This window comes from Psychromicrobium lacuslunae (genome assembly GCF_000950575.1).
In the GTDB taxonomy this organism is placed as follows: Bacteria; Actinomycetota; Actinomycetes; order Actinomycetales; family Micrococcaceae; genus Renibacterium; species Renibacterium lacuslunae.
Window position 1 is genome coordinate 1,469,001 of record NZ_CP011005.1, and the last position, 19,439, is coordinate 1,488,439.

A 19,439-nucleotide genomic window follows, 5' to 3' on the forward strand; every position below is an offset into this window, starting at 1 on the left:
TCGGCCTCAAAACTCGTGATCGATCAGGCTTGATCCGAGGAAGGAACAGCATGCTCCAAGGTGCCTTAGCCGGGCTTGCGGCGGGCGGGCTCTACGCCGTCATTGCGGTCTGTTTGACGCTAATGTCACGTTTGGTCCGAGTTATTAACTTCTCCCAAGTCGCGATCGGAATGTTCGGCGCGTACACAGCCGTACTATTTGCCGAACGTGGTCTGCCGCAATGGGCCGCAACGCTGTGCGGAATAGTCATTGGCGCGATTATTTCAGCGCTGATCGGCTGGATCATCGCGCAATGGTTACCGGAAGCCGACGTGAGCAGGCGCTCAGCCGTTTCGGTAGCCACGCTTTTGCTGCTGATCTCGCTGGCCTTCATTATTTTTGGCAGCAAACCAAAGACTTTCCGCCCGATACTCTCGGGACCAGCGTTCTCCCTCGGCGACGTAGTTGTCACCCAAGTCACCGTGGTGATGGTGCTCCTCGCCGTATTGGTCGCGATTGCTTGCCGGTTATTGCTGACCAAAAGCAAAATTGGCACCAGGCTTCGTGCGCTTTCGGAGCGGCCCACCACCGCCGAGCTGCTCGGCATTCCGGCGAAACGACTCTCCGTAGCGGTCTGGTTGGTTTCCGGCCTGATCTGCACGGTCGCCATCAGCATCGTGGCACCGACTCAGACCAACGACCCGGTGTCACTGTCTTTCATAATCGTGCCTGCCTCAGCAGCTGCTCTACTCGGCGGCTTCAAGCGCCTCGATCTGGCGGTGATCGGCGGCCTGGCACTGGGCATGTTGCAGGGTGCGCTCGCGCAGTTCGAGCAGCTGTCAATTCTCCGCAACTGGGTTCCATTCCTGATCATCGTCGCTTTCCTGTTGTGGACCCAACGAAAAGAGGTGTGGGATGTCGCCCGCTAAACCACTGAATATTTCGCTGTTCCGAGCAGGCTGGCCCCGAACCCTGCTGATAGCAGCGCTGGCCATCCTGCTTGGCTGGTTGCTGAGTGCTGTATTACCCGGTTACCTGGTGTTCCTTGGCACCAGCGCTGTGGTGGCAATGATCTCCTTGCTCGGTCTTGGTGTGGTTACCGGCAGCGCCGGCATGATGGCCTTGTGTCAGCTCAGCTTCGCCGCAGTGGGGGCCTGGGTGGTTTCTTGGCTCAACACCGCCGGGGCGCCAGGCGGACTGATGTTGTGGTTGCCATTGGGGGGTCTGGCCGCAGCGGCTGTTGGCCTGCTGGTCGGCCTACCGGCGTTGCGCTTGCGTGGCGTCAACCTGGCCGTGGTGACGCTCGGCTTCGCCGCTGCGGCCGATCTGACCCTGGGTAAAATTCAGTTCCCCGGCACGCTCTCCGGCGTTCAGGTGCCTCGTCCGGAGCTGTTCCCCGGAGACCGGCGCTACTTCCTGTTCGCCGTGATCATCCTGGTGCTCTGCGCTTTGCTGGTGGCTTTCCTGCACAACAGTTCCTGGGGCCGCAGTTGGAGATTCGTCGCTTTCTCCGAGCGGGGCACTGCCTCCGCCGGTACGAGCGTGACCTTCGCCAAACTGACCGCTTTTGCGGTCAGCGCCTTCCTGGCCGGGATCGGCGGCGCTTTGCTTTCCGGTCAAGTCGGCCTGGTTTATCCGACCAGCTTCACCACCATTCAGTCGCTAGCACTCTATGTGCTGGCCATTGTCTCGGGCTCCTATCTGATCGATATGGCGGTGCTTGGCGGAATCCTCTGGGTATTGGTACCAGAATTGCTGAAGAGATTCGGCATCTCCCAGGATTGGGGTTTTGTGGTGTTCGGTGCTCTGGGTATTCAGGCGCTAACGACCGGTTCGAATCTGGGTGAAGATCTGCGTGCTTGGTGGTGGCGTCGTCGGCTCCGCCGGATCGGCAGCACCGGCCCCAAGAAACCGCTGGAGACGAGCGCGGCAGAAGCCGAGCAATCCGTACCTTCGGCGGCTGAGGTAGCCCAGCAGACCCCGCAAGCAGCAGCCTCTACCCGGCTCGAACCGGCGGCAGCCACACCGAAACCACAATCCATCGACTCTGAGCAGCTGCTGAAAGTGCGTGGGCTAACTGTTTCCTTTGGCCCAGTCTCCGCACTCAAGAATGTCGACCTTGAGCTGTCAACGGGCAGCATCACCGGACTAATGGGGCCTAATGGTGCTGGCAAATCGACCTTTGTCGACGCGCTCTCCGGTTTCCTGCCCCAGCATCAAGGCAGTATCACCCTCGCTGGTGAATCCTTGGACAGTCTCTCCCCCGCGCAACGTGCTCGTTCCGGGCTCCGCCGGACCTTCCAGCAAGATCGAGTGCCACCCACTCTGACGGTGGGGGGTTACGCGAACTTCATTTCGCGTGGTAAAAGCGATGCCGAGCAGCTTGCCCAGATACTTGCCTACTTCGACTGCCCTTCGGTGGAGGTGCAACTCGCCAGAGTCGACGTGGGCACCCGGCGGTTGATCGAGGTTGCCGCTAATGTAGCCGCTCAGCCACGGTTGCTATTGCTCGACGAACCAGCCGCTGGTCTGTCGCATCAGGAACATCTTGCCTTTGCTCAGCAGCTACTGAGAGTTCCGCAGGAATTCGGCATCTCGCTGCTGCTCATCGAACATGACCTCGACTTGGTGCGCAGCACCTGCAGCAACATCGTGGTGCTGAATTTTGGCGAAGTGATCGCCTCAGGACCGCAACAAGAAGTACTCGCCGATCGTGCCGTGATGAACGCCTATATGGGTGAACTGGAGACCTCATGAACCAGGCCTTACAACTCGAAGAACTTGCCGTCAGCCGCGGCTCCGGGCCGGTTATTTCCGGGGTGAACCTGACTGTGCAACCCGGAAGGCTGATGGCCTTGGTCGGTCCTAATGGAGCCGGCAAGACCAGCCTGCTGGAGGCGATCTCCGGGGTGGTGCCGGCTAGCTCAGGCAGCATTTCCATCGACGGCACCTCGCTGACCAAACTCTCCCGGATGAAGCGCTCACGGCTGGGCTTGGTGCACGTCGAACAGGGACGAACGGTCTTCCCTTCGCTCACCGTACAAGAAAATCTGGAGCTCACCGCGGTCTCCGCCAAGGAACTCGACCAGGCCCTCGAACTGTTCCCCGAATTGCAGAAGCGACGACATTCGGCCAGCGGCCTACTCTCCGGCGGCGAACAGCAGATGGTGGTGTTGGCCCGAGCCTTCGCGGCACAGCCTAAATACTTACTCATCGACGAGATGTCGCTTGGCTTAGCACCGGTGGTCTTCTTGCGTTTACTGCCGATCATCCGCCAGATCGCCGATTCCGGCGTCGGGGTGCTGATGGTGGAGCAATTTGCCCAACTCTCACTCGGCATTGCCGACGCTGCCCTGGTGGTCTCCGGCGGCAAGGTGACTTATCAAGGCGAGGCAAACACGCTGCTCGCTGAGCCGAGCGTGCTACACGCCGCCTACTTGGGGAACTAAACGACCGATGAGAAAGACCGGTCAGCGCGGCTGACCGGTCTTTCTGCGGCTCGTTATTTGCCCAGCTGAATTTCGAACATCTAATGCTCAGTGAGGAAGAACTCCACAGCCTTTTCCGCAATCAACATCACCGGCGCATTGGTATTTCCGCTGGTGACCTGCGGCATGATCGAGGCATCGGCAATTCTCAGACCGGCAATGCCGTGCACACGCAGTTGCGGATCGACCACGGCGAGCTGGTCGATGCCCATTTTGCAGCTGCCAACCTGATGGTGATAGGTCACTACATTGGCACGGACGTAGTCTTCCAAATCCTGATCGGCGACCTCCGGACCGGGGTGGATCTCGGCGGCTCCCCATTCCTCCGCGAGTGCCGCGGCCCGACCAATTTCCCGGCACTGCCGAACCGAGGCCAGCAGCGCCCGAAGATCGGCAGGGTCGGCGAGCGCTGCCAGATCGATCAGCACTTCGTCGTCAATACTCGGACCGCTGAGCCGCAGGCTCCCCCGGCTTTGAGTGCCGATCAGCCCAGCCATTAGTGAGAAGCCGGTCTCCGGGCCGCTCAGTTCGTCCTGATACATCGGCACGCTGAAGTTAATCGGCTGGGTATCGGGCACCTCAAGATCGGGCTGGCTGCGCCAGAACAAATGAGTCTGCGCGGGTGTCTGCCCCGCCTTGGGCGGCTCGACTCGTCGCTTGCTGGTACCAAAAATCACCGGAACTAGGAAATGATCATGCAAGTTCTTGCCCACCCCCGGCAAGTCGTGAACAACTTCAATGCCCAGCTCGCTGAGCTCCTCAGCCGGGCCGATACCGGAGCGGAGCAATAGCGCCGGTGAGTCCAACGCCCCAGCGCAGAGGAACACTTGATCCGCGTATAGCTGCTGAACCTCTTCGCCATCGATGACATACTCGACGCCGAGCACCACCCCGTCGTCGATCAGCAAGCGAACCGCCTGAGCGTTGGTCAAGATCTCGAGGTTCTCGGCCCCGGCCACTGGCTCAAGGTAGGCCCGGTAACTGCTGAGCCGCTCACCATCGCGCACAGTCAGCTGAACCTGGGAAATTCCGTCCAGCTGTCCTGAGTTGTAGTCCGGATTATGCGCTAAGCCGGTTTGCACCGCAGCGTCAATAATCGATTGCTGAATGGGCTGTAGCGGATAGTCACCCAGCACGTCCAAGGGTCCGCCGGTGGATCGCACTTCGCTTGGCCCACCGTCGAAATTCTCGATCTTAAGGTACGTAGGCAGCACCTCCTGCCATGACCAGCCGGGGTTTCCGGCGGCTGCCCAACCATCAAAATCCTGAGCGGCACAGCGCACGTAAATCATCGCGTTCAGGGCATGCGAACCGCCCAGTACCTTGCCTCGGGGCAGGTGCAACCGCCGCCCGGCCGCATTGGCTTGGGGCACCGTGTAGTAATCCCAATCCTGTTCCGAATGCCAAAGTTCCCCGGCCCGGGAGATGTCCTGGATCGCCGGATTAGTTACTGGTCCGCCCGCCTCCAGGACGGTTACCTGATGACCGGCATCCACCAGGCGTCTGCTCACTATCGAGCCCGCAGAACCTGCGCCAATCACAATTATTCGTTGCGACATGTCTTCTTTGACCTTCCCACCAAGTGCTTCGAGATTATCCATGCGGTATTAGCCTGACAGCCGGGAAACTGTTTTGATTGGCCTGGAATGCAGCACTTTTGTCCGGCAGTGAACAACCCTTCGGTCGCTTACTTCACTATCAGTCAATCCTTCTGCCGGAACAGACAAGACCCGGCAGCTTTAAGCGGCGCACACTCTAGGTATGACAACTCAGCTCACCGACACCAGTAATTGGCTCCCGCTTGATGGATTGGCCCCGGGTTTCGATGCCAATAAGGCAGCGCCGGTGCAGGATCTGGCCGGGACCGGTTATCACCTCAAACTCGCAACTGGGGTGCAGCACTTTGATTTCAGCGCTGACTCGCTGAGTTGGCAATTGGCTGACGGTGGAAAAGGTGAAGATAGCTATGAGACCTTCGCGGTCGCCCCGCAGCTCTACTACGTGCAATGGCAGCACAGCAGCGACCCGAGACTCTCCAGTTCTTTGATTCTTGACCTGGCCGCTGGGCGTTCGCTGTATGTCGGTGCCCGGCTCATTGATCAGTCAGAGATTGCGCCCGGCCGTACCGGGGTGAGCCATCAGTTCCTCCCCGGAATCATTGCTGGCCAGCAGCTCAGCGGCGAAGAGATGGCGCCAACTCAGGCGTTGATTGGCCGCCGAGTGCAATGGGTTTACAGCGAGCAGCACGCCTACGAGCACATTTACCTGAGTTCGCAATGGTATACCTGGCAATGCCTGGCTGGCCCGGAGCGCGGTCTGGCCGATACCGACGAAAACACCGTTTATCAGCTCAGACCGGGCATTTATCTCTTCAGCTGGCGGGAGAAGGTCATCCCCTGCGGTTCGATTACGGTGGCCGATCATCGTGATGTTTCGGCGATCCGATCGCATGGCGCACTTTTTGGTTGGGATGAATCGGGGAGCTTGCCAGTGCACTTCAGCTTCGGTGCGCATGGCAAGCTGATCTCGGTGACGATTCACCCCGATCCCTACGAGCCGGCGCACTGGCAGCTGTGATGAACGCTCAGCTATTCAGCAATGGCACAATCTGGACCGGGGACGCTGAACAGCCTTGGGCCAGTAGCATGTTGCTCAGCCGGGGCAAGATCCTCGCCATTGGCTCCGCAGAGAGCGTCGCGGAGCAGCAAAGCACTGAGCTAATAGCGCAGGAGCAGATCGATCTGGCGGGTCAGTTCGTGATGCCTGGGCTTCATGATGTTCATAATCATCATTTCCTGGCCGGCCACACCGACCTCTTCGAATGCAGCTTCCTGCCAACTGACGGCTTAGCCGAGGTACTGACGACGATCAGCCAGTGGGCCGCTCAGCTGCCGCCCGGTGCCTGGGTCACCGGCGGCAGCGTCGGCAGCGGGCTGTTCAATGAGCTTTCGACGCCTCAGGCGCTGCGGCAATTGGATCAAGCCAGTCACGGCCATCCGGTGCTGGTCACCGATGACAGCAAGCACAACCGCTGGGCCAACTCTGCCGCGCTGCGCCAGGCCGGCGTGGATGCAAAGAGCATTGATCCTGCCGGCGGGCAGATCCTTCGTGATCAAAGCGGCCAACCCACCGGAGTGCTGATCGAAGGGGCCAGCGTATTACTGGAGAAAGCGCTAGCCGCGCAACAACAGCTCAGCGTCGAGGATGCCGCCCGAGCGAGTCAACGCGGCATCGAAATTCTGCATTCGCACGGCATCACCGCGTTCCAGGACGCCGCGACTTCGCTGCCGATCATGCGAGCGCTCAAGCACCTCGACGACGCCGGAGCGCTGAAGGCCTGGGTAGTTTCCTCATTGCAGGTCAACGACTTCATCTTCGGCACCGATCCAGTCGGTAAAGAGCTCATTGAACTCGGCGAAAACTATCGATCCACCCATCACCGACCCGACTTCGTGAAAATCTTCCTGGACGGGGTGCCGCCGACCCGCACCGCAGCCTTCCTGGAGGCGTACCTACCCGATGATGAGCACGGAAAACACTTCCATGGTCACACTTCGCTCGACCCAGCGGAACTCTTAGACTGGCTGCGCTGGAGTGCACACCGCGGTCTCTCGGCGAAAATCCATTGCACCGGCGACGCTTCGGTTCGAGCCGTGCTCGACGCCGTGCAGGTGCTCCGGGCGGAGGGATTTGGCGAGCAAAACTATCAGATTGCCCACGGCCAGTTCGTGCATCCCGACGACCTAGCCCGGTTTGCTGAACTCAATGTTCATGCCGATATTTCGCCGCCGCTCTGGTTCCCCGGTGTGATCCCGGAAGCCATCAAGACCGTTTTACCCGCTGAGCGAGCGATCCGCCTGCAGCCTAATCGCGACCTATTGGATAGCGGAGCGATCATCGCTGGCGGCTCCGACTGGCCGGTCAGTGTCTCCCCTAATCCTTGGGAAGGCATCCAAGGTCTAGTAACCCGGGCAGATCCTAGTGGAAATTTCGGCGGAACTCTCTGGCCGGAACAGGCCATCGGGCTCGGCGAAGCGCTCAGCGCCTACACCAGCGCGGCCGCAAAGACGATGCGAATCGCTGAGCTGAGCGGCTCGCTCGAAGTGGGCAAGTCAGCAGATTTCATCGTGCTGGATCGGAATCCTTTCGAAACACCCCATGATCAGCTGATCCGGACCAAGACCTTGCAAACCTGGTTCGCTGGCGAACGGGTTTATCAGGCTGATTGAACCGATCAGCTTGAGTGCCTGATCTTGGGGTTCGTCAGCATCAGCCCCTATGATATTTCGATGCCTGCTGATTCCCCACGACGCCGCCCGGACGTCGATACCGTCGAACTCATTGGTGGCATCGAAAAACGAGCCCTGAGCCTCAATGAGTATGATCCGAGTTGGCCGGAGCAATTCGATCTGCACCGCGTGCGGGTCAGTGATGCTCTGGGCGCTACCGCGTTACTCATCGAGCACATCGGCTCCACCTCGGTGCCCGGCTTAGCCGCCAAACCGATCATTGACATCCTCGTGGTGGTGTCGGATATCACCGCTGAAGAAGATTATTTAGACCAGTTGCTCGCCGCCGGTTATCGGCTGCGCGTGCGCGAACCCGGCCATCGCTTGGTGCGCACCGAGCAACTCGACGTGCACATCCATCTGTTGGAAACCGCAGACCCGGCCATTGAAGACTATCTCTTACTCCGCGACCAGCTCCGCAATGCGCCAGCTGACCGAGAGCAATACGAGCGAGTGAAACGTGATCTGCTGAGTCAGGACTGGCCTGATATGAACAGTTACGCAGAGGCCAAGACCACGGTGATCGAGGAAATCAAGGCTCGCGCTCGGCAGCACCGGTAGGTGTTGCCGAGCGCCGCCAAGACTCCAATCAGTTAATCTCGCTCCAAGGCCTTACCCCAGTAATATCAACTGAATAGTCCCACAACCGGGCACTATCCTCCGGGTCAATCGCCCATGACTTAACCCCACCGATCACCATATTGTCGTCTGTGGAAAGACGTGCAACGTCGTTATCTTGGGCGTAAACGCCACTGAAGTCTGCCAGCCTTTCGGAGGTCGCCGCCCAGACAGCAGTCGCTGCGCCCTGGGCCGGAGTCTTCAACTGCAAAGCAGGATTCGGGGCACCATCCTGATTCACCCAGCCGAGGGCAATTTGATCCTCGATTGATAAGTGTCTTTGTAAGGGCGTCATGATGTTACCGGGGTGCACTGAATAGGCCAACACTCCCTTGTCTTTGCCGCGTTCGGCTAATTCAGCCGCAAAAAGCGCGTTCGCTGTTTTTGACTGCCCATAGGCAAGCCATGGGTCATATGGTTCAGTCGTAAAGTGAATGTCCGGCCAACGAATGCCACTCGCGAAGTGCCCCGCGGAGGAGAGCATTACAACCCTTGATCCCGACTCGTTTAGCAGTGAGGTCAAGCCGCCAATAAGCGCGAAGTGGCCCAAGTGATTAATAGCGAAATGAGATTCCCAACCGTCGCCAATCCGGGACTCAGGCGCCGCCATAATGCCAGCGCTGCCAATCACAATGTCCAGCACCGTTCGTTCCGCGCTGAGCTTCTCGACTAATGTCAGAACGGTTCTTAGGTCGGCGAGATCGCCGGGCACGATTCGGATGCCCGGCAGGTCTTTGGTATTTTGCACAGCGAGCGATGGTCTCCGGGCCGGAATAATCACGTTGGCTCCGGCCGAAGAAAACGCCCGGCTCATTTCATAACCAATGCCGGAATAACCTCCGGTGATGAGAACCTGTTTGCCTTTCAGGTCCATACCTGCCAAGATCTCGGCTGCCTGATTTTCCCGGGTAAACCCGGAAGGAATAGGGTGTTGGCGGTCTAGCCGCTGCTCCAAAGTTGTCATACCGGCCACGCTACAATTTAGAGTGAACTCTAGGTCAAATGGTGGTTGCTGACCGAGAATCGGGCTAAATCCGTGGGAGGAATAAGCGATGCAGGTCGCCGGTGAACGACAGTACTCAATAGGCGAAGTTGCAGAGCGAACCGGGCTCAGTGTGCACGCCTTGCGCTGGTTCGAACGAGAAGGATTATTTCCCGATCAGGTCGAACGCAACTCCGCCGGACGTCGGGTGTTCGACGACGACGTGCTTTATTGGATCACGCTGTGTGTGAAATTGCGCCACACAGGGATGCCGATTGCAAAGCTTAAAGAGTTCGCCGCATTGGTCAAGGATGGGCCGGGTAATGAGCCTGAACGCCTGCTGTTATTGGAGCAGCACGAGGCTTCGGTGCGGCAGAAAATTGCTGAATTGCAGGACTCCCTTGAGGTGATCACAGAGAAAGCTGTCCGCTATCGAGCCCACATTAGCGCCGGCACGGTGAGAGGAGTTTGGGAACCCGATGAGCAACGTCGCAAAGCATTGCCGGAGTCAGGGAATGAGCAATAAACAACTGACAATCGGCACCAGCCGGAACAACCCTTACTCTTGTGTGTCAATCTTTTTTGCACGACTCAGGTCTTGATCCAGCTCTCGATAAAGCTGTGGCCGGTGTCTACTGAGCCACCAAGCGGCCAAGCCGCCAGCCATAGCCAGCAGCGGCAGCAAAAGCGGCAACATCGCCACCACCGGGCTATCCGAACCGGCCACCAGTCCGAAATTCAGTACCACCAGGCCTACAATGCCGCTTAAGCCCAGGGCCCCGAGCCCCGGAGCAATCAAAGTGCGCCACAGCCTACGATCGCGCTGTCGTCGGAAGCTCACCACAATGGCCACCGCGGCTAACAATTGCAGGCTGAGAATGCCCAAAGTGCCCAGGCCGGTCATTGAGGCGGTCAGCGCGGCTATCGGGTCGAGGCCGAGCACGAAATAGAGCACGGCCACCGCGGTTGCGAAGAGGATTTGTAAGAGACTCGCTCTCTGCGGAACTCCCGTCCCGACCCGGGTGGTGCCCAGCGAACGTGGCAGAATACCAACCCGCCCGAAAGCGTAAAGGTACCGGGTGGTCGAGTTATGCAACGCCAGCAAGGCCGCGAAAAGCGAGACCAGAAGCAGTACCATCATCACTTTCAGTAACGCATCCCCCAAATACTCATGCGCCAAGCTGAAAACGAGGTCACCGCTGGCCAGGTGTTCCAGCGCGGCGTCCTTGGCCTGTGCTACCCCGGTGGCACTGACAATCGCCCAGCTGGTGAAAGCGGCAAAGACCCCGATAAAAGCAATCGCCACGTAGGTGGCACGCGGAATGGTGGTCAGCGGTTTGCGGGCCTCCTCACTGAACAGCCCGGTGGCTTCAAAGCCGATGAAGACGTTCGCCGCAAACAACAGACCAAGCGCTGCGGAGCCGGAGAAGAACGCCTCGACCGAGAAAGCCTGCCAGCTAAAGCCGGTGCTGAACAGCACCCGAAAATCAAAGACCAGCAAAATAGCGACTTCGAGGACCAAGCAGACACCCAGCACCTTGGCCGAAACATCAATCCCTCGCCGACTCAATAGGAACACCGCGGCTGCCGAAACCAGACTCCACAGAATCCAGGGCGTCTCTAATCCGGTCAAGTCTTTGAGCACGCTCGCGGTGAAGAACCCGGAGGTCCCCACCGCGCCAGCAACAAAACAGTTATATCCCAGTAATGCGATGTATCCGGCGATAATGCCGGCCGGTCTACCGAGGCCCTTGAGCACAAAAGCGTAGAAGCCACCGGCACTGACCAGCTGCCGTGACATCTGTGCGTAGCCAACCGCGAAGAGCAGCAGAATTACGGTGACCAGCAGAAAGGAAAGCGGCATGCCGCCGCCGTTGCCGAGCGCAATGCCCAGAGTGGCAATCACCACGATGCCGGTGAGCGGCGCAACCGCGGCCAGCACCAAAAACACGATACTGGCCACGCCTAGGGAGTTCTTCGCCAAACCTTGATGTGCTCCGCGTGCATCGGATTCGCTGCTGACTGGTGAAGGCATATCGTCCATTTCTGTCGGCTGATTGAGCTGAGCGACTTCGGCCTGACCGAGAATTACCGGGTCGGCGGTGAATCAATTGTTAGTGACTGCCGGGAAGAATTCATTGCCATTGCCGGAAAAGCAGTTGACCAGCAGCGCAGCTTGCCGAGCTGTTCACGCACAGTCAAGGCACCTTCGCCAGCAGACAAACCTGCATCCGCACGAACCGGAATACTAAAGATGCACAGCTGAATGATTTGCTTCATCGAAGGAGTGTCCGTGGCTACCAAGCTTTATATTGACGGTGATTGGATCGACGGCGATTCGGAACCGTTCGATAGTTATGATCCGGCCGAAGGACGGGTATTTGAGCAGGTTTCTCAGGCCTCCTCGCAACAGGTGGACGAGGCGGTTGCCGCCGCCCGAGCAGCCTTTGGCAGTTCCGCTTGGCGGGACCTGCTTCCGGTGCAGCGAGCGGCCCTGCTGTTCCGTTTGGCAGATCTGATTGATCAGCATGCCGAGGAGCTTGCGGCCTTGGAAACCCGAGATCAGGGCCAACCCTTAGAGATTTCCCGCACGGTGAGCGTACGGGGAGCTGCCGAACATTTTCGCTACTATGCGGGCTGGGTGACCAAAATTGAAGGCAGTACCTCACCAGTGTCCTTTCCCGACACCTTGCATTACACCCGCAAGGAACCAATCGGAGTGAACGCACTCATCACGCCGTGGAATTTCCCGCTGATGATCCTGGCCTGGAAACTAGCGCCGGCGCTAGCCACCGGTAACACCGTGGTGATCAAACCGTCCGAGGTCACCTCACTGAGTAGTGTGCGCCTGGTCGAATTGGCCGCTCAAGCGGGCTTCCCCGCCGGCGTGGTCAATCTGGTCACCGGCGGCGGCGAGACCGGGGCGCTACTGAGCGCACACCGGGATGTCGACCACCTTTCCTATACTGGCTCAACCGCGGTGGGCAAGCTGATCACCAAAGCCAGTGCGGAATCCAATTTGAAAAGGCTCACCCTGGAACTCGGTGGTAAAGCGCCGAGCATTATCGCCGCCGACGCTGATATCGACGCCGCGGTTGCCGGGAATCTAGCTGGCGGCTTACTCAATAGCGGGCAGGTCTGCGCGGCCTATACCCGTTTCTATGTCGATAAGCGGCGAGAGCAGGAATTCGTTGAAAAACTCGCCCGGGGCGTCTCCACGATGGTACTGGGTGCTGGCCTGGATCCGTCGAGCCAACTTGGTCCGCTGGTCTCAGAAAAGCATCTGAACCATGTGCAACGCCTTGTCGAGGTAGGCCGCGCGGAGGGCGCCGAACTCGTCACTGGTGGGCGGGTCGCCGATCGCGAAGGCTATTTCTTCCAGCCCACCGTTTTTGCCGGAGTGCAGGACAGTATGACGGTGGTACATGAAGAAATCTTCGGCCCGGTACTTTCGGTGCTCTCCTACGATGGTCCGGACGAGCTGGAGTCCCTGATTGCTCGCGCGAACGACACCGAATACGGCCTAGCGGCCACGGTCTGGACCAAAGACATCGCCACCGCGCAAAGATTGGCTAATGGCATCCGCGCCGGCGCGGTCTTCGTAAATATGCCGCCAATCCCTGATATGGCGGCTCCCTGGGGTGGTTATAAGGCCAGTGGCTGGGGCCGCGAAATGGGGCCGCAGGCGATTGACGCCTACACCGAGACGAAGGCGGTCTGGCTCAACTACGGTTACTGAGAAGACCAGCTAACCATGTCAGAAAACCAGAGCAGCCCGAAAAAGAGTGAACAGATGGAACAGATGGAACACTGTCATTGTCATCCGGCCGAGCATGGCTGCCAGAGTCCAGCTCCGGCGTTGCCTCATCCGCTCGACCCGCTGAGTGCCGAAGAGATCTCCGCAGCCCGGCGAATCCTTGACGAAGCAGGAAAACTCACCAGCACTAGCCGCTTTCCTCAGGTGTTGCCGGTCGAACCGGAGAAATCAGTCGTGCTCGGTTTCAGCGAAGGAGACGCGGTGGAGCGCCGCGTGCTGCTCACCGTCCTGGACACGGCGACCGGAGATGCCGCCGAGGCTCTCGTCTCGGTCACCACAGACTCATTGCTTTCCTGGCAGGCACTAAATAATCGGCAGGCGCCTTATGGCCAACCGCAGTATCTCTTTGAGGAGTACGATCTGGCGGCCGAAATCGTGAAAGCTGACCCGCAATGGCAGGCCGCCATGGCCCGGCGCGGTCTGACCGACTTGGAAAACGCCTTCGCCGCTCCACTGGCGCCCGGTTCTTTCGGGCGTGCCGATGAGGTCGGCCGTCGAGTGATCCGCTCACTGACTTTTATGCGGAACTTTGCCGGTGACAGCCCCTGGGCACACCCAGTCGAGGGGCTGATTGTGCATATCGACCTCACCGAGCGGCGGGTGATCCGGGTTGACGACGATGGTGACGTGCCGGTGCCGCAGGCCGAAGGGAACTATGCGGCAAAGTTCACCGGCCCAGCCAGAACCAGCCTGAAGCCGATTGAGATTAGTCAGCCCGAGGGCCCAAGCTTCAGCGTGAGAGGAAATCAGGTCAGTTGGGAGAACTGGAAGCTTCGGGTCGGCTTCAACGCCAAAGAAGGCTTGGTGCTCAACACGGTCAGCTTCCGTGACGGCGAAGAAGACCGTTCGGTGCTTTATCGTGCCTCGGTCCCCGAAATGGTGGTGCCCTACGGTGACACCACGAACACTCGGTTCTGGATCAGCTACTTTGATGCTGGCGAATATCTACTCGGCAAAAACGCTAACTCATTGAAACTGGGCTGCGACTGCCTCGGGGTGATCCACTACTTCGACGGTTTTGTCGCCGACGATCACGGCCACCCGGTAAAGATTCCGCAAGTGATCTGCATGCACGAGGAAGATTATGGGATTCTCTGGAAGCACACCGAGCCCGGTGAGAAATCGGTGGTTCGCCGCTCCCGCCGCCTGGTGATCTCTTACTTCGCGACCATTGGTAACTACGATTACGGCTTCTTTTGGTACTTCTACCTTGACGGCACCATCCAGGTGGAGGCTAAGGCCACCGGCATTGTCTTTGCCGGCGCGACCGTCCCAGGAACGCCTAATCGGCACGCCCCAGAGGTGGCGCCAGGGGTTATAGCCCCGGTGCATCAGCACCTGTTCTGCGCCCGACTGGACGTCGCCATCGACGGCTTGAACAATACTGTTGAAGAGGGCGAGGTGGTGGGCATTCCGACCGGACCGGAGAACCCCTATGGCAACGCCTTCACCCACCGACGCACGGTGCTGGGACGGGAGTCCGAAGCCTCCCGGCTAGCAGATACCGCGGTGGGTCGATCCTGGTATGTCAGCAATCCAGCGCGGCTCAATCACGTTGGTCAACCGACCTCCTACCACTTGATCCCGCAGCCCGGCCCGACTCTGATGGCACAGCCAGGTTCCTCGGTGGCCGAGCGGGCGGCCTTCGCCACTAAACATCTGTGGGTAACCCAGTTCGATCCGGCCGAGCGATTCCCGGCTGGCGACTACCCCAATCAGCACACCGGGGACGGGCTTAAACGCTGGACCGCCGCCGATCGCAATCTGGAAAACACCGACGTGGTGCTCTGGCATGTCTTCGGGCCAACCCATATTCCACGCACCGAAGACTGGCCAATCATGCCGGTTGATTATTCGGGCTTCATGTTCAAGCCTTACGGATTTTTAGACCGGAATCCGGCCTTAGACCTGCCGGATGGCAGCACCACCCACGGTACTGACCAGGATTGCAGTTGCTGTGATGGCTAGATTTTGGGCTGGCAGCAGATTCGCTCCGCCGCCAGCCCAAAAATGCTTCCACTAATTTTTTTGAGTGAACCAGCCAAGGGCCGGATTGCTTACCTCCGGAACATTCCGCTGCGCCTGCTGCGGCGCGGCCCACCGCACCGCATTGGCAAGAACTTTGCGGATCTCTGGCTGCTGGTAGACCGGGTATTCCTGGTCGCCGGGGCTAAAGTAAAACACCTTACCGCGTCCCCTGGTGTAGGTCACTCCGGAGCGGAACACCTCACCGCCGGCGAAAGAGCTAATAAATACCAACTCCTCCGGGGCTGGTATGTCGAAAAATTCGCCGTACATTTCCTGCTCCCCGACGATCAGCGGTTGAGCAATGCCGTCGGCAATCGGATGGCTCGGTGCAACCGTCCAGACCAACTCGCGTTCCGCTTCGTTGCGCCAGGCTAGCGAACAGGTGGTACCCATCAATTTCTTGAAAATTTTGGAAAAGTGCCCCGAGTGCAGCACCAGGATGCCCATTCCGGCGAGAACCTGTTGGTGAATTCGTTCCACAACAGCGTCATCAACCTGGTCGTGCGCGATATGGCCCCACCAGAGCAGCACATCGGTGTTGTTCAGCACCTCTTCGCTCAGACCGTGCTCGGGATCAGCGAGCGTAGCGGTGCGCAGTTGAACCTGATCACCGAGTAGTTCCTGCAGACCCTCAGCGATCGCGCCGTGAATGCCCCGCGGGTAAATCGCTGCAATATCAGGCTGCGTGGTCTCGTGGACGTTCTCGTTCCACACCGTGACTTGAATGCTCATGCCGAGGCTCCTTGCTGATTCTGCTCGAGAACTACTTCACGGCCCGAGGCCGCAGAGAGGTAGCAGGCGTCAATAATCGCCGCGCGTTTCAAACCGACCGAGCCATCGTAGGCTGCCCAGTTCTGCCGGTCCAGCACGTGTTCGATGAAGGTCTGGACCACCGCTGGATGGTTGCCGTTCTCTACCGGCACCAGTTCGTGGTCGGTATGCTCTTCGCCTTCACCGCTGAAAATTTTCACCGGCACGTCAGACTCGTAGTCGACCACTCGGAGCTCGGCACCGCCGTCCGTACCGTAAAGAGTGATACCGAACTCATCCCCGTTGGGGCGGTAAGCAGCCCACGAAGTTTCCAGGATGAGCGAGGCCCCATTGCTAAAACGGATTAAAGCGCTCGCCAGATCTTCCACCTCATAATCCGACTCCAGACTGCGCCGAGCGGCCCAATCGGAGCCACCCAAACCGCGCACCCCAAGTTCTGAATGAGTCACTGCGGAGACCGAATGAACCTCTGGGTCGCCGAGGAGATGCAGCGCGTAGTCGAGCACGTGCACACCAATATCGATTAGTGGACCGCCGCCGGACATTTCTTGATTGGTGAACCAGCTGCCGAGCGAGGGAATACCGGCACGTCGCATCCAGTATGCCCGGGCATGGTAGGGCCGGCCGAGCTCGCCATTGTCGATTGCCTGTTTGAGCACGGTAATATCGCCGCGGCGCCGATGGTTGAAAGCGACCTCCAGCACCCGGCCGGCTTTTCGGGCGGCCTCGGTCATCTCCAGAGCTTCGGCGGCGGTGCGCGCCATCGGCTTCTCACTCAGCACATGAATGCCCGCCTCCAACGCTGCCACCGCGATCGGGGCATGCAGGAAGGTGGGCACCGCAACGCTAATCACATCCAGCTCCCCGGCATCGATCATTTCCTGCCATTCGCGGTGCAGTCTGCTCAAACCATACGTCTGTCCTAGCTCGGCCAACACGTCCTCTTCCATCCCCGCGATGGCCACCAGTTCGACGTCTTCCATGGCATGATAGGCGGCCATATGCGCCTGCCCGGCCCAACCAATACCAACCACGCCAGCACGTAACTTCACACCGTGCCCACCGATTGTCTGCCGAACGCTATTGCTCATCCCATCAGCCCTTCTGCGCCGTTGTTTACCGAGGAAAACTATCCGAGTTCTAGACAACCATAATTTTGGCGAAAATGGGCAACTTTTGCCTAAAAGTTGGTAAAAGTTTTTTGGTTCCCGCTAGCCACTTCAGCACCGGCCTCCAAGCTGTCCGACCGAGCACGGTTAGAGTTACTGGGGCGCACCAGAATCCAGCACATTTGCCGCTCCTGCACCGCTCAATGGGATGCTTGGGAGCGAGCTGCCAGAGTCGCACCGAAGAGGACGTCCGGGCTTTGTCGACCTCAGTCTTCGCGAGCTAAGAATTCTCTTACTCGGGCCTGCAAGGGCTCGGTCTGATAGGAATTCACCAAGGCCCCGGCCATCCGTACTGGATCGCCGAAGAAGAAGTACTCATAGAGGGCCTGCCGACCTGAGAAGGCAGAGACCGATGCATCGTAGGCCAGCTTGAACAAGCGAACCCGCTCCGGACCGGTGAGTGTCTTCGCTTGTAAATAGAGTTCAATATCAGCCAGCGACTCGGAGTGCAGGTCAGCCTCGCCAGGTAGTGCCATCAAGCCGGAGGCCGAGAACTTCCTAATAATCTGCGGGAATCTCTGCGCCACCTTCGGATACCAATTCCGGGCGGCATTCAGAGTGCTCCACTTCGGCAGCATCACCCCGTCCTCACTGGGCGCAGCATCAGCTTCTGATGCTCGCATTAACGCCTTACCGATTTCTACGGCTTGGATCAGCTCAGCGAGATCCTCTTGAATGTGCTGGAAGCCATCGATACCAATCGACGAAGCTAGCTCGGCGGCCAGGCCAAGGAAGAACTCGCTCTTGGCGATTGTCCGGGTGACCACCTGATGGGTCATGAGCGCAGCGGCACCGGTCTCTGAATAAAACGCATTACAAAGCTCGGGGTGACCGAGCATGAAGATACGTTCCCGGGGTACGAAGACGTGATCAAAGATCACCACGGCATCCATCTCTTCGAAACGCCCGGCCAGCGGTTCGTCGTGTACGCCTTTCCCGGTATAAAGCGAGGTACGGCAAAGATAACGTAACCCTGGAGTGTCATTGGGAATCGCAAAAGCGTATGAATATGGCGCATCCTCGGGGGTACTGCGCAACACCGTGGATGGAAACACCAACAGCTCATCGGCGATGGGGGCGCTCGTCGCGAGCATCCGAGCACCGTGCACCACAATGCCGTCAGCGCGCTCCTCCACCACCCGGGCCGCCAGCTGTCCCCCCAGCTGCTCGGATCCGGAGACCGAACGATTGACCTGCGGCGGAATCAGGGTATGCGTGGCCAACAAGTCGTTCTCACGGCAATACTCGTAGTAACGACGAATATTCTCCCCAAAATCTGGGTCGGCCTGAGCAAACCACTTCTCGGCGGCGGCCAACGCGGTCAACGCTGAGTTCATATAGTCGCCGGTGCGGCCCAGAAAGCCGTTTGAGTACTCGGCCCAGCTGGAGATCGCGGCACGGCGATGCGCCAGATCTTCTTGACTACGAGGCACCAGGAAAGAAGCATTCACCCGATCCCCGCTACTGGGCGACTGATAGGTCAACACCGATTGAAACCTCGGGTCATGCTGCAGATCGAAAAGCTTGGCATAGCTCCGTGCGACATTCCTGAAGGCGGGGTGCTCGGCAATGTTTTCACTCACCACTTCGCCGTCAATCGCGATATGCGGTCGCATTGAATTCAGCTTATCCAGGTATTGCTGCCCGGTCCGAATGCCCATTTTCCTGCTTTCTTCTCTGCACTAATCGAGCACGACAAGCAGTCGCGTCGTCGAGATTCTCGTCGCTAGAGTAGGTCCTCTACGCCGAGCTGACTCTCCGGGATGGTGGTAAAGCGCGAGTTCGCGAAGGCCAGCGCATCGCCACTGCGATAACTGAAATCCACCACCTCCCCGAGATACAAGGTGTGATCTCCGCCGTCGTAAGCCGCCCAGGGCGTACATTCGAAGAAGGCCAGCACATTCGCCAGTCTCGGCGCCACTTGACCCTCGATCCAGAGCGGCTCGTGCGCTTGCGGACGACCGGCGAAATGCATGGCTAGACTCTGCTGCTCGGCCCCGAGAATATTGACGGTAAAAGGGCGATTGGCCAACTCATCATGTGATCTGGCGGTCCGGGCAATCGAGGCGAGGACCAAGGGTGGTTCCATCGAGACCGAAGTGAAGGAGTTGACGGTGATGCCATGTCGGGTGGTGCCTTCAAAAGTCACTATGGCTACTCCGGTGGCGAACCGTCCCAGCGAACCGCGGAAATGGTGGTCCCGGGACCTGATGGTTCGTCGTTGATACTCGCTCGGATCGCCCATACTCTGCCCCCTCGACCCCGCCCCCTGCCGGAACGTGGCCCACATCCTCGAAG

Annotated in this window: 17 protein-coding genes; 9 read left to right on the top strand and 8 right to left on the bottom strand. The window is 59.0% G+C overall.

Going from position 1 to position 19,439, the window contains the following annotated elements; translation table 11 throughout:
- Nucleotides 1–50 precede the first annotated feature (50 nt).
- Genes UM93_RS06835 through UM93_RS06845 form a run of 3 tightly spaced genes read left to right on the top strand, consistent with a single transcriptional unit; the run spans nt 51 to nt 3,428 of the window.
- Nucleotides 51–908: a branched-chain amino acid ABC transporter permease gene (locus UM93_RS06835; RefSeq protein ID WP_045074574.1), complete on the top strand. Its 858-nt coding sequence runs from the start codon at nt 51–53 to the stop codon at nt 906–908.
- Entirely contained in the window at nt 895–2,736 is a 1,842-nt protein-coding gene (locus UM93_RS06840) for a branched-chain amino acid ABC transporter ATP-binding protein/permease (RefSeq protein ID WP_045074576.1), read from the top strand. Before UM93_RS06835 ends, UM93_RS06840 begins: the two co-directional genes overlap by 14 nt.
- A complete protein-coding gene (locus UM93_RS06845) occupies nt 2,733–3,428 on the top strand; it encodes an ABC transporter ATP-binding protein (RefSeq protein WP_045074578.1) in 696 nt (231 codons plus the stop codon). Before UM93_RS06840 ends, UM93_RS06845 begins: the two co-directional genes overlap by 4 nt.
- Before the next feature lie 80 nt (nt 3,429–3,508).
- Here UM93_RS06845 and UM93_RS06850 read toward each other — a convergent pair whose 3' ends face one another.
- The gene (locus UM93_RS06850) at nt 3,509–5,068 is read right to left on the bottom strand and encodes a GMC family oxidoreductase (protein ID WP_234399396.1); all 1,560 of its coding nucleotides are present in this window, start codon (nt 5,066–5,068) and stop codon (nt 3,509–3,511) included.
- A gap of 160 nt (nt 5,069–5,228) precedes the next feature.
- Here UM93_RS06850 and UM93_RS06855 point away from each other — a divergent pair, with 160 nt between their 5' ends.
- From UM93_RS06855 to UM93_RS06865, 3 genes are read left to right on the top strand one after another with little or no spacing between them, the layout of a single operon-like run.
- A complete protein-coding gene (locus UM93_RS06855; protein ID WP_045074580.1) occupies nt 5,229–6,044 on the top strand; it encodes a MoaF C-terminal domain-containing protein in 816 nt (271 codons plus the stop codon).
- The gene (locus UM93_RS06860) at nt 6,044–7,696 is read left to right on the top strand and encodes an amidohydrolase (protein WP_045074582.1); all 1,653 of its coding nucleotides are present in this window, start codon (nt 6,044–6,046) and stop codon (nt 7,694–7,696) included. The genes UM93_RS06855 and UM93_RS06860 overlap by 1 nt, the downstream gene beginning before the upstream one ends.
- Nucleotides 7,697–7,756: 60 nt before the next feature.
- Entirely contained in the window at nt 7,757–8,317 is a 561-nt protein-coding gene (locus UM93_RS06865; RefSeq protein ID WP_045077022.1) for a GrpB family protein, read from the top strand.
- 28 nt (nt 8,318–8,345) lie between these two features.
- Here UM93_RS06865 and UM93_RS06870 read toward each other — a convergent pair whose 3' ends face one another.
- The gene (locus UM93_RS06870) at nt 8,346–9,338 is read right to left on the bottom strand and encodes an oxidoreductase (protein ID WP_045074583.1); all 993 of its coding nucleotides are present in this window, start codon (nt 9,336–9,338) and stop codon (nt 8,346–8,348) included.
- A gap of 88 nt (nt 9,339–9,426) precedes the next feature.
- On the opposite strand from UM93_RS06870, the gene UM93_RS06875 reads away from it, so the two are divergent.
- Nucleotides 9,427–9,882 (top strand): MerR family transcriptional regulator, encoded by a 456-nt coding sequence (locus UM93_RS06875; protein WP_045074585.1) that lies wholly within the window; start codon nt 9,427–9,429, stop codon nt 9,880–9,882.
- Nucleotides 9,883–9,915: 33 nt separating this feature from the next.
- On the opposite strand, the gene UM93_RS06880 is transcribed toward UM93_RS06875, so the two are convergent.
- Together UM93_RS06880 and UM93_RS06885 are read right to left on the bottom strand one after the other, a co-directional pair.
- Nucleotides 9,916–11,391 (bottom strand): APC family permease, encoded by a 1,476-nt coding sequence (locus UM93_RS06880; protein ID WP_045074586.1) that lies wholly within the window; start codon nt 11,389–11,391, stop codon nt 9,916–9,918.
- Between the two features lie 53 nt (nt 11,392–11,444).
- Nucleotides 11,445–11,636, bottom strand: a complete 192-nt coding sequence (locus tag UM93_RS06885) for a hypothetical protein (RefSeq protein WP_045074587.1) — start codon at nt 11,634–11,636, stop codon at nt 11,445–11,447.
- A gap of 13 nt (nt 11,637–11,649) precedes the next feature.
- On the opposite strand from UM93_RS06885, the gene UM93_RS06890 reads away from it, so the two are divergent.
- Together UM93_RS06890 and UM93_RS06895 are read left to right on the top strand one after the other, a co-directional pair.
- Nucleotides 11,650–13,095: an aldehyde dehydrogenase family protein gene (locus tag UM93_RS06890; RefSeq protein ID WP_045074589.1), complete on the top strand. Its 1,446-nt coding sequence runs from the start codon at nt 11,650–11,652 to the stop codon at nt 13,093–13,095.
- A 54-nt stretch (nt 13,096–13,149) separates the two neighbouring features.
- Nucleotides 13,150–15,141: a primary-amine oxidase gene (locus UM93_RS06895; RefSeq protein WP_324606749.1), complete on the top strand. Its 1,992-nt coding sequence runs from the start codon at nt 13,150–13,152 to the stop codon at nt 15,139–15,141.
- A 51-nt stretch (nt 15,142–15,192) separates the two neighbouring features.
- Here the strand turns inward: UM93_RS06895 and UM93_RS06900 are convergent, their stop codons facing one another.
- The 4 genes from UM93_RS06900 to UM93_RS06915 form a co-directional block, all read right to left on the bottom strand.
- Nucleotides 15,193–15,933 (bottom strand): ThuA domain-containing protein, encoded by a 741-nt coding sequence (locus UM93_RS06900; RefSeq protein ID WP_045074591.1) that lies wholly within the window; start codon nt 15,931–15,933, stop codon nt 15,193–15,195.
- A complete protein-coding gene (locus tag UM93_RS06905; RefSeq protein ID WP_045074592.1) occupies nt 15,930–17,063 on the bottom strand; it encodes a Gfo/Idh/MocA family protein in 1,134 nt (377 codons plus the stop codon). The genes UM93_RS06900 and UM93_RS06905 overlap by 4 nt, the downstream gene beginning before the upstream one ends.
- 284 nt (nt 17,064–17,347) lie before the next feature.
- Entirely contained in the window at nt 17,348–18,802 is a 1,455-nt protein-coding gene (gene hpaB / locus UM93_RS06910) for a 4-hydroxyphenylacetate 3-monooxygenase, oxygenase component (protein WP_045074594.1), read from the bottom strand.
- 65 nt (nt 18,803–18,867) lie between these two features.
- Nucleotides 18,868–19,386, bottom strand: a complete 519-nt coding sequence (locus tag UM93_RS06915; protein WP_045074596.1) for a flavin reductase family protein — start codon at nt 19,384–19,386, stop codon at nt 18,868–18,870.
- Nucleotides 19,387–19,439 lie beyond the last annotated feature (53 nt).